The 12,975-nt window shown below is 58.1% G+C and carries 18 protein-coding genes; 12 read left to right on the top strand and 6 right to left on the bottom strand.

What is annotated here, in order from left to right; all coding sequences use genetic code 11:
* The first annotated feature begins 210 nt into the window (after window positions 1–210).
* From F6X40_RS23685 to F6X40_RS23655, 7 genes are all read left to right on the top strand, one after another.
* The gene (locus F6X40_RS23685) at window positions 211–729 is read left to right on the top strand and encodes a glyoxalase superfamily protein (RefSeq protein WP_187629447.1); all 519 of its coding nucleotides are present in this window, start codon (window positions 211–213) and stop codon (window positions 727–729) included.
* 122 nt (window positions 730–851) lie between these two features.
* Window positions 852–1,031, top strand: a complete 180-nt coding sequence (locus tag F6X40_RS23680) for a DUF3563 family protein (RefSeq protein WP_187629446.1) — start codon at window positions 852–854, stop codon at window positions 1,029–1,031.
* A gap of 78 nt (window positions 1,032–1,109) precedes the next feature.
* Entirely contained in the window at window positions 1,110–1,361 is a 252-nt protein-coding gene (locus F6X40_RS23675) for a hypothetical protein (RefSeq protein ID WP_187629445.1), read from the top strand.
* Between the two features lie 102 nt (window positions 1,362–1,463).
* Window positions 1,464–2,090 carry a hypothetical protein gene (locus F6X40_RS23670; protein ID WP_187629444.1) on the top strand — a complete coding sequence of 209 codons (627 nt, stop codon included), beginning with the start codon at window positions 1,464–1,466 and terminating at the stop codon, window positions 2,088–2,090.
* A gap of 196 nt (window positions 2,091–2,286) precedes the next feature.
* On the top strand, window positions 2,287–2,601 hold the full coding sequence (locus F6X40_RS23665) for a hypothetical protein (RefSeq protein ID WP_187629443.1): 315 nt from the start codon (window positions 2,287–2,289) through the stop codon (window positions 2,599–2,601).
* Between the two features lie 403 nt (window positions 2,602–3,004).
* Window positions 3,005–5,005 carry an SUV3 C-terminal domain-containing protein gene (locus tag F6X40_RS23660; protein ID WP_187629442.1) on the top strand — a complete coding sequence of 667 codons (2,001 nt, stop codon included), beginning with the start codon at window positions 3,005–3,007 and terminating at the stop codon, window positions 5,003–5,005.
* Between the two features lie 115 nt (window positions 5,006–5,120).
* The gene (locus F6X40_RS23655) at window positions 5,121–5,522 is read left to right on the top strand and encodes a hypothetical protein (protein ID WP_187629441.1); all 402 of its coding nucleotides are present in this window, start codon (window positions 5,121–5,123) and stop codon (window positions 5,520–5,522) included.
* A 153-nt stretch (window positions 5,523–5,675) separates the two neighbouring features.
* Here F6X40_RS23655 and F6X40_RS23650 read toward each other — a convergent pair whose 3' ends face one another.
* On the bottom strand, window positions 5,676–6,251 hold the full coding sequence (locus F6X40_RS23650; RefSeq protein WP_187629440.1) for a YpsA SLOG family protein: 576 nt from the start codon (window positions 6,249–6,251) through the stop codon (window positions 5,676–5,678).
* Window positions 6,252–6,341: 90 nt separating this feature from the next.
* On the opposite strand from F6X40_RS23650, the gene F6X40_RS23645 reads away from it, so the two are divergent.
* A complete protein-coding gene (locus F6X40_RS23645) occupies window positions 6,342–8,078 on the top strand; it encodes an ATP-binding protein (RefSeq protein ID WP_187629439.1) in 1,737 nt (578 codons plus the stop codon).
* A 183-nt stretch (window positions 8,079–8,261) separates the two neighbouring features.
* Here the strand turns inward: F6X40_RS23645 and F6X40_RS23640 are convergent, their stop codons facing one another.
* Window positions 8,262–8,540 carry a hypothetical protein gene (locus F6X40_RS23640; RefSeq protein ID WP_187629438.1) on the bottom strand — a complete coding sequence of 93 codons (279 nt, stop codon included), beginning with the start codon at window positions 8,538–8,540 and terminating at the stop codon, window positions 8,262–8,264.
* Window positions 8,541–8,715: 175 nt separating this feature from the next.
* On the opposite strand from F6X40_RS23640, the gene F6X40_RS23635 reads away from it, so the two are divergent.
* The gene (locus F6X40_RS23635; RefSeq protein WP_187629437.1) at window positions 8,716–9,168 is read left to right on the top strand and encodes a hypothetical protein; all 453 of its coding nucleotides are present in this window, start codon (window positions 8,716–8,718) and stop codon (window positions 9,166–9,168) included.
* 22 nt (window positions 9,169–9,190) lie between these two features.
* Entirely contained in the window at window positions 9,191–9,826 is a 636-nt protein-coding gene (locus F6X40_RS23630; RefSeq protein WP_187629436.1) for a M48 family metalloprotease, read from the top strand.
* A gap of 14 nt (window positions 9,827–9,840) precedes the next feature.
* Here the strand turns inward: F6X40_RS23630 and F6X40_RS23625 are convergent, their stop codons facing one another.
* Window positions 9,841–10,248 (bottom strand): surface-adhesin E family protein, encoded by a 408-nt coding sequence (locus tag F6X40_RS23625; RefSeq protein WP_187629435.1) that lies wholly within the window; start codon window positions 10,246–10,248, stop codon window positions 9,841–9,843.
* A 200-nt stretch (window positions 10,249–10,448) separates the two neighbouring features.
* On the opposite strand from F6X40_RS23625, the gene F6X40_RS23620 reads away from it, so the two are divergent.
* Entirely contained in the window at window positions 10,449–10,865 is a 417-nt protein-coding gene (locus F6X40_RS23620) for a hypothetical protein (RefSeq protein WP_187629434.1), read from the top strand.
* Window positions 10,866–10,908: 43 nt separating this feature from the next.
* On the opposite strand, the gene F6X40_RS23615 is transcribed toward F6X40_RS23620, so the two are convergent.
* The 3 genes from F6X40_RS23615 to F6X40_RS23605 form a co-directional block, all read right to left on the bottom strand.
* A complete protein-coding gene (locus F6X40_RS23615) occupies window positions 10,909–11,460 on the bottom strand; it encodes an RNA 2'-phosphotransferase (RefSeq protein WP_187629433.1) in 552 nt (183 codons plus the stop codon).
* Complete coding sequence (locus tag F6X40_RS23610; protein ID WP_187629432.1) at window positions 11,457–11,825, bottom strand: hypothetical protein; 369 nt, start codon at window positions 11,823–11,825, stop codon at window positions 11,457–11,459. The genes F6X40_RS23615 and F6X40_RS23610 overlap by 4 nt, the downstream gene beginning before the upstream one ends.
* A 106-nt stretch (window positions 11,826–11,931) precedes the next feature.
* Window positions 11,932–12,213, bottom strand: a complete 282-nt coding sequence (locus F6X40_RS23605; RefSeq protein ID WP_262421522.1) for a hypothetical protein — start codon at window positions 12,211–12,213, stop codon at window positions 11,932–11,934.
* 379 nt (window positions 12,214–12,592) lie between these two features.
* Here F6X40_RS23605 and F6X40_RS23600 point away from each other — a divergent pair, with 379 nt between their 5' ends.
* Window positions 12,593–12,868: an HU family DNA-binding protein gene (locus F6X40_RS23600; RefSeq protein ID WP_187629431.1), complete on the top strand. Its 276-nt coding sequence runs from the start codon at window positions 12,593–12,595 to the stop codon at window positions 12,866–12,868.
* Window positions 12,869–12,975 lie beyond the last annotated feature (107 nt).

Here is a 12,975-nt window from a genome sequence, read left to right as displayed (position 1 = left end):
GCTTTACTATACTGATTCATGCGGGACCTCCCGGGGCTCGACAGCGCCTGCAGTCTTCACCGCGAAAGCGGCATGGTTCAGTCTGTCACCTTGAGCTTTACACAAGGGCAATATCATGGAAATCCAATGTTGGGTTGGTTTCTATCGACAATGAAGACACTCGGTACATCTCTCCTCGAGGGGCCAACCCTCACATCGGAGTTCACTCACATGCTGGAAAAGGTCAAACAACAGGCAGTCATCCTGGAGCAGTATCTCGCCTCTATCCAACGCAAAGTCACTCGCGGACAAGCAATGGAAGCCATGGCGAAAATTTACGGCTCCAAGTCCTGGAATATCTTTCAACGGGAACATGAGAGCAAATTGCCGGGTCGTTACGCCCGTGGTTGCGGCGAAAGCGTCCCGGTAGCACAGGCGGTCTCTTCTCCCGCTCAGACTACGACGTCGCGCTTCGAAGTCGTGGAAGTGGCGATTCAGTCCTTGATGACTGAGGAAGAACTCGCCGGATACGACGGCCCGGAGGATTTCGAAGACTGGGCATGGATTCAGGACCGCGCGCAGTTCCTGCACCGTGGCAACAATCACGAGCCGGGCGTGTGGGAGTTCATGGTTCATGTTGACCCGGAGCATTGGGAAGACTTTACAGAACGGATGCCTCCTCGTCTGCTTCCTGTCTTTGAAGAAGCTCGCAGCATCGGAGCGCCCTGGGTGCTGTTCTACCAGGAATAAAGCTTCAGAAGGTTGATTCAAAAACGCGGACTCCGGTCCGCGTTTTTCATTTGGACGACCGGTGCATGTGACTATACATAGGGTTATCCCTACCTCGACCAAGCCCAACCGACCCGAAAACAATGAAAACGCTCGTTTCCAAGCTCATCGCGCTATTGAAGTTCAACCCCGAACAGAGCGCCCACGCGCGCCGCGACGCCTATCTTGCAGAGGCTACCGACCTTTACGATTTGGAGGCTCGCATGCGACATCTCGAGCGCCAATCCCTCTATCCGCGCGGGTTCGGCGGCCACGCCTGGTAGCTTTTTGTCTTGCCGGCTCGCCCGGCGGTCAAACTGCGAAAAGTGCATATACGAGAGAGAAAACTCTCGGAGCTAGTCATGCACATTCACGCACTGTACGACGAGCAAGGCTTCACGTTGCGCGTCTTCGATGACGTCGGGTTCGAACTCGAAGAAGACTTCTTCGGGAACAGTGCCCGCGACGAACGGGAGTGGTTTGAAACCGGAGACAGCAATGCGCTCTCCCTCGACGAAATCAAGGAACGCTGCACCCGGATAGCCCAGGAGAAGGCACAGATGCTCGGGGTGTTGTTTGAAAACATCACAATCCAGGAGGAGACAGACGTTTAGCATTTGTAAAGCCGAGCGGACTGTGAAATACTCCTTTACATCGTTTGTAAAGGCTCAACACCCCTCTCCCCTCTCGATTTGTTAAGGATTGTCATGAAGAAATTGGCACTTGCCGCCGCGCTGGCTCTGGCGTCCCTTGGCGCGCATGCGATGGAAGTATACGTGCAAGGCGGTACCGAAGGCGCGGGTATCGGCTTCGGCCAAACGTTGAACCAGTACAACGGCTTCCGTTCCGAATTCAACGGCTTCGGCCTCTCGCGCAGTTTCAGCGCAGGCAGCGTCAATTACTCCGCAAAGCTGTCGGTCGTGGATTTTGGCACGTACTACGACCTGTTTCCCTTCGGCGGTGCCTTCCGTCTGACGACCGGTTTCATCGTGAACAACGACCGCATCTCTGGCACCGCCTCTGACGCAAACGGCATCACCATCAACGGCACGACCTATTCGGGTGCTGGCGAAGGCATCTCGGCCACAGCGAAGATGCCGCATGTGATGCCCTACCTGGGGCTGGGCTTCGGCCACGGTGCCGCGACGACGAAGGGCTTTGGCTTGACCACCGACATCGGCGTTGCATTCGGGCGCCCGAGCCTCGACTACAGTGTGACGCCCGGCCTCGCTGCCGCAGCAGGTCAGGCGAACATCGACGCCGAGCGCCAGCAGGTCCAGAACAAGCTGAACCGCGTTAAGTTCTTCCCGGTTATCAAAGTTGGTATTCGCTACGTTTTCTAACGGATACTTTTGAACAGGTGGTGGTGTGAGTAACAGGCCCGTAACCTTCGAGGTTACGGGCTTTTTTGTGCCCGACGATTGTCGAGGACCGTGACGCGGCACTGAACGGTCAGCGGACCGAAGTCAAAGGACGGCTGAGTGCGGAAGTAGCATTTAAACCCCGCCGCTACATTCGGTTTATACGAAGGAGACCCTTGTGAGCCTGTTAATTACTGCGGCACTCCGCGCTGCGGCGGTCCTGGTCGTGATTGCGATGTACTCGCTGAACCCCGAGACAGCCACGTTCAATGACCTTTTCCAGTTACTGCTCCGAGGGATTCATAGCAAAAACGCACAGAACGCGCTCGCGATGTTGACGGTGCTTTTCTTTGGCGCGGAGATGGTTTTCAGTATCGGGTCGTATGTTGGAGCGAGCCCAAGCAGCGTGGTGGTCCTGGGCGGTGGCCCGGTGGAGCACCTGCGGAACTGGTTGCAGCAAAAGCGGGAGTCCGCGCAGAAACAACCCCATTGAGATGGGGCTACGAAGATGAGTTGCTTCGTTACCCCGTAGTTTTTTGTGCTCGCTTTCATCGTGCTGGCGGCAACCCCCTACTTCGCCGGCGAGTACCGGTCGGAAGCCGTCGAGTTCGTGCGCAGGAGCAAGGCGCGGAATGCCCCGGTTGACCACGCCCACAAGGAAGTAGGTGAAGGCGACCTGTCCGGCGCATGGCCGCGATGACCCGTATTCTTGTAAATTGAAAAGCGATGAAACGACAGCTTTTTTATATTGTAAAGTGTGCGGCCTGTATAATGAACTAAAACGTCGGGGTGGTGAGCGCTTGTAAATGGTCGGAGGCGTGCTTGACGAAACGGCTAGCTAGACTCGCCAGTTCCGCGAATCGGTCGCGGGCGCCATAGCAAAGAAAATATACGGGATGAACAAGGTACAACAACAGTCAGAATCAGGCGTTACTTCCTCCGGGTCCGAGTTAGACGGGCACCTCAAGAAGTTCAATGCGTCGCTCATCAAACGGGATGGCGTAGTCGCCGTCTCCTTCAAGGGCGCCGTCGACGTTGGCGGCGCGCGGGTCGAATATCACCTCATACCGGCTACGGGAACGCTCGCCAAGTCGGGGAAATGGGCCAAACTTTCGCCCGAAGACCACCTTCACATTGTCCGCAGCCGAATCAACGAGGAGGCTGTTGCGCAACTCGAGCGCGAAATTACCGGCTTCGTTCTAAAGGCGTCGTTGCTTGCCGGTCGCGGCGGGGTAGACCCGAAGCGATTCTGGGCAGGGCTCGTCAGCCCGCACGAGCGCGCGGTCGACCGTTTTTCAGTCGTCGAATCGCGGATTCTGGCCGCGACCGAACGCGAGAGGCAGGGAAACCTGGAGGGGCTGACGAAAGCGTCAGTTTCTTTGGCGCTGTATCCCGAATCGTTCGAGCTGGCCAATAGCCTTCCCCGCAAGTTCATCGCGGTGCTTGGCCCGACCAACTCCGGCAAGACTCACGAAGCGATGGAGGCTTTGGCCAAGGCGCGAAGCGGTGTCTATCTCGCGCCGCTCCGTCTGCTTGGCCTTGAGAACTACGAGCGGCTGAAGTCAGCCGGCGTGGCAGTCAGCCTCGTGACCGGGGACATGCAGCGCATCACCCCGAATGCAACGCATACCGCTGGCACCGTGGAGATGGTGAGCTTCAAGCGGGCGGTCGAAGTCGCGGTCATCGATGAAGTGCAACTGCTTTCCGACCCGAGCCGGGGTGCGGCATGGACTGCGGCCCTGTGTGGTGTTCCGGCCGAGACCGTTTACCTGGTTGGGGCCCTCACCGCGCGTGGGGCAATCGAAGCGTTCGCCAAGCGGCTCGGTGTCGAGCTCGAAGTGCGCGTCCTTTCGAGAAAGTCGAAACTGAGCGTCCAGCCTGAGCCAGTTGCCAAGATGTCGAACCTCAAAAAGGGCGACGCCGTTATCGCGTTCAGCCGGAAGGAGGTTTTGCGATGGGCAGAAAACATCAAGGCAGCCGGATTCTCGGTTGCTGTCATTTACGGCAACCTGTCGCCGGACGTTCGACTTAGCCAATCAGCGCTGTTCCGCGAACAGCAGGCAGACATCCTGGTCGGCACCGACGCAATTGGGATGGGGTTGAACAACCCGATATCGCGCGTCGTTTTCACCTCGGCCATGCAGTTCGACGGGTATGCCGAAGACCTGCTGTCGGTCGCTCTTGCGCAACAGATTGCCGGCCGGGCCGGCCGGTATGGCATGCACGATGAAGGCTTCGTCGCCGGCTTCGACTGGCCGACCCACAAGGCGATTTCGAAGCTTATGCGTCAGCAGCAGGAACCGCTGCCCTCCAGTGGCTTCTACGTTGCGCCTACCCTTGACCACCTCGAAAAGATTTCAGCTGCTACCGGCGAGCGCCGTCTCGCCGCGCTGCTCGAGCTCTTCGCGAAGCACGTTGACGTGAACGATGAGTTTTTCATCCCGGCCGACCTCACCGAGCAGATTGAACGCGCGCAATTCCTCGACGCGCTACCGTTGCCCCTTGAGCGCCGGTTTTCGCTGTCTCTGGTGCCTATCTCAAGCCGGGTGAAATCGCAGAACGAGGCCTGGCAGGGGTGGGCGCGAGCCCTGTCCGCAGGACGGGTTTCTCAGGTGGTCGAAGTCAACTACCGAAAGGCCGAGTATCGGCTGCAGGCGGCGGAGGACGCGTGTAAGGTGTATTCCGCATACGCGTGGCTTGGCTACCGGATGCCTGAGTACTTCCCGGACGGCGAACGAGCTATTGCCCTCGCTGAGAGCGTGTCGAAAGACATCCACCAGATGTTGCGAAGCCAGGTCACTTCACAGCGCTCGCCGGCGCGAGGGCACGGCCGGAAGGACGCAGGTCGTCGCATCGATGCCGGAATGACGAAGAGACCAATGCACCGCGCCGCCTAGCGGTCGAAACCATTTCAGCAATTGAAGAGGAAATTAGCTTCAGCCGTCGGCCACTGCGCGCGACGGCTTTTCTTTCGCTATACCTCCTAGGACCACTCAAAACCTTGGAGGAAATATGTTGGTACGCGGACTGAAGAGCGTTGGTGCTTTTTTTCTGGGCTTGCTGATGCTGATGGCTACGCCATTGGTCACCTGCGTGAGCAGGTACAGCACTCGTATCATCGCTGTCTGTTTGCTGGCCGTCTATTACGGGGTCCAGGCGTTTGCTTTCTGGTATCACGGCAAAACTGTGCCCAAAGAGCGCGTCAGTGACTCCATGATGCTGTTCTTTGCAATCGCCCTCTTCCCCGTGCTCTACCTTGGCTTCCACGCCGTTGTAGTCTTCATGGGGCGGCCGGACGTGCATCGAGCCATCAATCGCTTCCTGCGCGGAGTAGTCCAACTGTTCCACTGGTGTCGCTACGCAACTTCCGACTTTGTGCAACGCTGTGTTGCCGCCGGTCGGGGTCGTGCATAAGCGCTAGGCACGCAGTCTCCTGCTTTACAGCTCGCCCTACGGCGAGCTGTTTCTTTTCCCCGTACGTGACTGCCGAGACGCCTTCGGTCACATGTCTTCCCCGTCTGGCTTCGCGCGCGGAAAAAAGGACCGCCTTAGCGGCGGTCCCAAAAATCAGCGAAGCAATTCCGCATAGTCCTGCAGTTCTTCCAGCACCTCATCACGCGTCCGAGTGAAGTCGACGTGGTGCTCGTTGCGTTGGCGGAACCCGGCCGGAAACAGGCCGGCTACGGGGATACCCAGTGCCATCCCAGCAGCCAATCCGGCGACGTCAATGCCGGTCTGTCCGCCACTGCGAATGCTGCCAATCGTACGCGTTGCGTGCGCGTGTCGCAACACGTCGTACACCCAGCGGTTTGCCATGTGTTGCGTTATGCCTTTCTTGGCGAGCGTGGCGATTCCGTTGCCGGCGACGTTCAGCGTCAACGCATTTTTTCGCCACATGTAGTCCGACAGTTTCCGGGCGGCGTCATCGACGTTCATCCCGTAGCTGATGGCGACGTAGCGGTCCCCTGCTGCTTTCCTTGTAAGCCTTTCTCCTGCCGTCTCGAAGTCGACAGCAAACGCAACCGTCACGTCCGCGCCGTTCGCGTTGGCGAGCGTTCGAGGCTTGTACTCGCTTGACGCATGTGCTTCGAGGGTGACCGCTTCGCGCTTCTCTGTGAACTCTTCGAATAGTCCTGCTTGCATCGGTTTTCTCCGTGGTTGCCTTCAATGTATAGAGCGCCACCCTGCCCTTTCCTATACGTCGGAGGACAACCATTTTCGACGAGGTAAATTATGGCAGAGAAACAACAACGACGGTCCCTGAAGGTGCACCCGGCAATTCTGCACTCGGTCATCGGTGCTCAATCCGGGACGCTTGGCAAAGCGTTGCTCGAGGCTATCATGAACAGTCACGATTCCGGGTCTAAGGAATGCAGGGTCACGCTCACAAAGGCATCGTTTGAGGTCCGTGATGACGGGCGCGGTTTCCAGTCGGAAGAGGAAATCGAACACTGGTTTGAAACGTTCGGTACTCCTCACGAGGAGGGCGACGCCGAGTTCGGCCGTTTTCGCGTGGGGAGAGGCCAATTACTTAACTTTGGGGTTAACTTTTGGCGTAGCGGGACCTTTCGCATGGTCCTCGACTACAAGAAGGACGGGTTCGACTACGACCTGACTTCCGGGTTGAAAGCCTTCAAGGGCTGTCACATCAAGGCGGAGTTGTATAAGCCGCTGACGGACGATGAGATGTCTACCGCTGAAAGCGAATTGCGTCGTTTGGTACGTTATGCGCCTATCGCGGTTCGGTTGAATGGTAAGCTCATCAGCCGCGACCCCGAAAAGCTGAAGTGGGATGTCGTGACTGACGATGCGTACATCAAGATTGACCGGTCCAAGGAGCTGGAGGTATTCAACAAGGGTGTCTTCGTCCGGTCGTATCCTGAAGGCGACTTCGGAGCTGGTGGTGAGATTGTAAGCAAGCACCATCTCAAGCTCAATTTCGCGCGTAACGATATCCTGCGCTTCGATTGTGAGATTTTCAAACGAATCGAAGACAAGATAAAGGAGCGGTCCTTCGAGATTGTTCGTGGGAAGCGAAACCTCAACAAGGGCGAGCGCGAATTCCTGTCCCGGCGTGTCAATTCGTACGACACGCCGATGGACAAGTCGGTCGTGGCAGACCTGCCGTTGATTCTCGACGTGCAGGGGAAGGTCCGGACGATTCGCGAGGTCTTGGCTGCACCGCAGTTGGCGCTTTCCACCAGCAAGAAGGCTTTGGTCGGCCAGAAGGTGCAAGAGGACGGTCTAGCCGTTGTGCTTCCGTGGGAGACGCTCGAGCAGTTTGGCCTCTACCGGTATGAAGAAGAGACCGATGTCGACGTGCTTAAGCGGTTCATGCGGCGACTGGAGCTAGGGTCCGGGCTGTTCTTCGACGGCAATGCGGTAGAACTGGGCGCGCTGGCAGAAGGCCTTAAAACCGACTACCGCGTTTTCGAGGTATCTGAACTGGATGCGGGTCAGCGTGCGTTTCTGCACGTGCTCGAGCACTATCAGGATGCGTTCCTGAAACTCTTCCGGAAGGCGGAGCGCCCAGAAAAACGGGTGATGAAGCTTGGGGACTCGAGCCTTGCTCTGGCATGGACGGATGGGAAGTCGTACGTCACCTACACGGTCGGCATCGCAGACGGTGTTATCAAGGGCGGCGTTGACGAGATGTCGAAGGCGTTGTTGCTGCAGCTGCATGAATACTGCCACGATGACAATGACCTGGATGACCACGGTCATGATTTCGGCTTCTACCAGAAGTTTCATGATTTCGCACTGCATCGCATGACGCAGTTGAGCGAGCTCGCGAGAAAAATGGACAAGGCACTGCGCCGGGAGTTGGTCAAGACTGGCGCGATTGCAGTTTCGGCGTCGACCGAAGATGGTGCTAGCTCCGCTCGGGCGCGAAGCCTCAAGGGTCACGAAGTGCAAGAAGCAATGTTTGCAGCACGGCAGGTACCGTTGTTCGATGGGAAAGCCTCGTAATTTCGAAGCCCGCAGATTCTTGCGGGCTTTTTCTTTTTGGCTCGTCTCGTCTCGCCTCGAGGAGGGCTATGCAAGATGCTCTGGCACAAAAGCTCGGTTCATACGGTTCGACGAGAAAAGAATAAAGGCCCGATAGGCGGGCCTTTTAGAAATCAGTGCATGGCCTGACTTGTCGCAACGGGTTTACGCTTGGGCGCTATTTTGCGGCACCGGCCGTTCAACAGCGAAGAACGTTCCACCCATCTGTCCTTCAATATCATCCTTCAGGTCGACGTAGTCCGCTTCGATGTATCGCAGTTCCAGGCGATGGTTGAGCATCGCAACCTCACGCCACGAACTTTGGTACTGCGGCAAGATGTCCGCAGGGCGCTGGTTCGGCCGCATTGGGTAGGGGATGGCATACACGCGGCAGCTGTTGTAACCGGGTGCAATGTAAATCGTTTCGGTACGAGTTTCTGACATGGTTCCTCCAGTAAGATGGCCTTTGTCCTCCGTATAGCCAGGTTTCCTGCCCGGTCGGCGGAGCCGGGCAGGGAGAGCTAACGCGGCGGTGAACGCACGGATACGCCTTGACAAAACGGTCGCTTTCTAACAAAAACTGTCTGCGTCCTGCTAAACTGGTTGCACGGAGAAACCAATGAAAACAGTACGTTTCATTTCGAGGGCGGAAGCCGTCAGGCTGGCCGCAAAACGCGATGCAGCCGTTATATCCATCCACGACAAAAGCGAGTCGCCAGCGACGTTGAAGTCCGGATGGGCGGACGTACTCGTCTTGCGTTTTCACGACACGGACGGGCAACTGATGGGCCTGGAGGTGTTTAGCGCTGAGCAGGCGCAAAGCGTCAAATCATTCGTTGAGCGTGTCGGCCCGCGCATAGACGAACTGATTGTCCACTGCGCGCTTGGGCAGAGCCGCTCAGCGGGCCTCGCAATGTTTCTCGCGAAACACTATGGCGTCCCGTGCTTCAAGGGCCAGCTGCCCGTGTCGGAAAGCTACCGGATTTACAACAAGAAGGTTTTTAGCATGATGGATGAGGCGTACTACGGCCCAATCGGAAGTGCGTTTGAAAACCTTCCGCCGGAAGTCTAAAACCGGAACGGGGAAAGTGAAAATGAGAAAGGTCATTCTGAGCGGTGTGGTCGCGGGGCTTATGCTTGGCGGCATGCCGGCACACGCCGCAGCGCCCGCGACGGTCGCCCGCATCACGCAGCAGTACTCGGATGATTTGTGGGCCGACTACAAGGATTTTGAAGTTCCCCGCGACGACAAGTTCGCCGCGCGCGCGCAGCGCGTGGGAAATCGACTCACGGCCATCCTGGGCGAATCCGGACAATGGAAGGTGCTGGTATTCAGCGACAGGGAGCTGCCGCCGGCCACCGCTCTTGACGGGCGTCGCCTGGTTATCTCGAAAGATTACTGCGAATCCTTATCGGATAACGCCCTTGCCTTTGTTATGGCGCACGAGATGGGCCACGTGAAGCTCGGCCACGTATCCGCGAACATCGGAAATCTGCTCGACGCGGCGAAGGTGACCCCCGGAAACTGGCGGGACCTGTTGCCGTACACGCCCTACACCGAGGCCGCCCACCGGGTCATGGAAGAACAGGCAGACGCATTTGGCGCAAAACTGGCGACCCGGGCAGGCTTTGACGCAGTCGCGGGCGCGAGAGAGGTATTGGCGGGGATGGCGCCCGACAGCAACCATCCCGACCCGAAGGCCCGTGTCGCCGCCCTCACCGGCTTCTGACGGCTGGTTGCCCGTTAGAAGCCCGGTTTCGTTTTAGGGCACAGCAATCGCTCAAGGGCCTCGTCCGTGCTACCGGGCAGGACGGCGTCGAACCGAAGGGATGCCGGGGCGTCTGACATCCCCACGACGTCGCCCTGAGCATGGTGCTTCTCGAAGGACGTTGTGCGGCCGATGGCAACGGAGTGCTCTTCACACCGGAGGATTTTGTCGCCGATGACTGAGCGGAATGCTTCATGCCCGTCGGCAGTCAAGTGCGGGTCGCTGAGGTCGACCAGCACGCGCACGGTAACCTCCCTCCCGTTTGTCACCACCGTATCCCTATCGATTGAGAGCGTCGAGGGTGTATCGTCGACGACCGGTCCGGTCGCCGGAACGACTGTCCATTCGGCATGTGCATTGGACGCGGCCACCGCCAGCAACATTGAAACGGCCGAAGCGCGGAGAGACCGGTGGTATGAGGAAGTGAGCATGTTAGTCCGCAAAAAGGTTTTACAAAGCGTATCTGAAGCCGATTTATCCGCACGGCGTCGGGATAAATGCCGTGCCTTCACGAGGACAACATCTCTCGCCCAACTGCCGTCAGTCACCCATGAAGGACGAGATTTTCAGGAGCTTTATCAGGATGAAAACCACACTTCACGACGTCACCTTTGCCCCCTATCCAGACACGGATGGTGCCCAGTTCCGCCTGGTCACGTGGTACGGAGGCGTAGCAATTGACACGATTGGGCAGTCCCGCGTGAAGGTGGGCTACTCGCTCACCCAAGACGGCGGTGCGGCCCTGTTCGAGACACCCGCCGGCGAGGCGTCCTACCTCGCTTCGCCGAACCACCCGGTCGAAGGCCCGCATACGCCAGCGCACTTGATGGCCTATCTGACCAGCGAGTTCATTTTGCTGGACGCGATTGACGCTGAGGCGGACAAAAGCGAACCAAGCGCCGCGCGGCTTGAACTGCTGAAGGCGTTCCAGGCACACCTTGGTCCGTTGTGGGATTGCGTGGTCGCACGCTACGGCGTGGAGGTAGTGAACACGCCATGAGAGGGGGCGCGCGAACGCATGCCGGCAAGGCACTGCGCGAACGCTAAACGCGCAGAAACCGGGCCGGGACCGCATCCGCAAGCCAGACGTTGTTTTCCGAGATGTAGAACGGGTGGCCGGCCGCCAACATGCCCCGGGCATCAACGTTAAGAATGACCAGCTCTGCATTCTTGCGGCGCCCGCCCACTGCCGTCGCCGTCTCGACGTCCGCCGAAAGGTGCACGTGGTGACGGCGTTGGGGCGTGAGTCCCTCTTTCAGAATGGCCGGCAGCGCCTTACTCGACGTGCCGTGATACAACCTGGGCGGGGGTACGCCCTTCGAAAACGTGAGCGCAACCTGAAGGGTGGAATGCCCCTGGCAGCAGCGAATAGCGTACGCGGTCATCCCGTAGCGGCCCTTCTCATCCTCGCGAACGATTTGCTCGAGCTGCTCCCGGGTGAGCGCCCGACCGTTGGCGTTGCAGCGGGCGAGCAACTCATCAATGGCCACCCACCCCTGCTTGTCCAACTTCAGGCCAATCTTCTCTGGCCTGTGTCGCAGAACTCCGCAAAGGAAGACGCTCAACTTCTCAAGGTCGACATTGGCTGTGCTCATTCGCCGGCTGCCTTGTTAGGCGTGGCCTTTGACGGCAAGGCCTGAAATGCCTTTTCCACGGCGCGCTTCGCATCTTCGAGCTTTAAAAAACATCGGGTGTCCGCTTCCTTCGGACGGAAGCGCGAGTCGTCCATCTCTTCGGTCACAGTCCAGACCCAGCCGGGAATCTGGGCGACCCACGCGGATTGCTTGCCGATACCTTCAAGTTTCAGGACGGCTACCATGTCCCTTTTCACATGCGCGCCATAAACCTTCATCGGTGCGCCGTGCCATGTCAGTTTGCCGCGTGGAACACAGTCGGCCGCATACCAGCGCCCTAGCGCGGGAGGCGCCGACTTTTCATTAGAGAGTGCAGTTGAGTTCAATATTAAGCTCCGTGAGTCCTTTACATCATGTTCGCATTATAGCGGTATTTGTAAAGGATAAAAAAGATTCCGCGTCAAGGACTTAACCTTGAACGCGGAAATGGAATCACAGGTTGCCGACGAAGGAAATCGAGGACGCGAGACCGCTTGCCGGGTGGGTGCGTTTTTGCTGCCCTCCCGCGTTGATGCGGTCGAGTTCCAGGGTTGCGGCCGCGTGCGTCGGGAAATACTCACTGTCGCGGCTTCCCGGTTCATTAAAGCCGAGAGGGTTACGGTAACTCGTCCCGACGTAGTAACCCGCTGCCGACTGCATCACCTTGAGCGGCGAATAGCGGCCCTTGTCTTCGTCGGAAACGTAATCGGCTTTCTTGACCTGTTCGGAGTTCATTTTTCGTGTCCTTTAGTTTGACATAAGCGTCTTCCGGTATAGCGCACGCGGGGCGGTGCCGATAAGCGGCTTCCAGTCCTGAACGATGCGCAGTGGCGCGAAGCGGTAAAACCGGGTCCGCCCGGCGTAGCCGAAAATCGAGAATAACCCCTCAAACTGCGAATATTCCCCGATTTTGACTCAGCGCGAAGTGGGCCAACGAGCGGGTTTGATGGTTGTAGGAAAGACTTAACGCTCTTCCGACGACAGTACGACAGTTTTGTCAAGGAAAAGTCGTGAATACGGCTAAAAAGCCTCGCTATATGTCAAGTAGCCGTTGGACGGCACTGTGCGGCAACAGTCGCGCACAACCAACCTCGTAGCCTTTTTAAGGAATTGTATGACGACGAAAGCAGACATCATCGAGCAGGTAGCTGGTAAAACCGGTGCGACGAAGGGCGACACCGGCCGTTTCTTCGACGCGCTCGTGGAAGTCATCACGGAAGCGCTCGATGCGAACGAAAGCGTCTCGCTGACCGGTCTCGGAACCTTCTCGGTCAAGCACCGCGCCGCTCGCACCGCGCGCAACCCGCGCACCGGAGAAGCTGTGAAGGTGGCCGCAAGCCGCTCGGCACGTTTCTCGGTGAGCTCGACGCTCAAGAAAGCCCTGAACTGACAAAAAGCGGCAGGTCCCGCGCGCGCTACACTGAACACGTTGGCTGTTTCCCCGTGTTGACACGAGCTGAAGAGGCCGACGTAGAGCCGGCCCGCCGCGTGGCACCA

The organism is Paraburkholderia sp. UCT31, from assembly GCF_014397655.1.
GTDB classification, from domain to species: Bacteria; Pseudomonadota; Gammaproteobacteria; order Burkholderiales; family Burkholderiaceae; genus Paraburkholderia; species Paraburkholderia tuberum.
The sequence above is the reverse complement of the archived record's forward strand: the minus strand, read 5'-3'. Positions and strand labels throughout refer to the sequence as shown.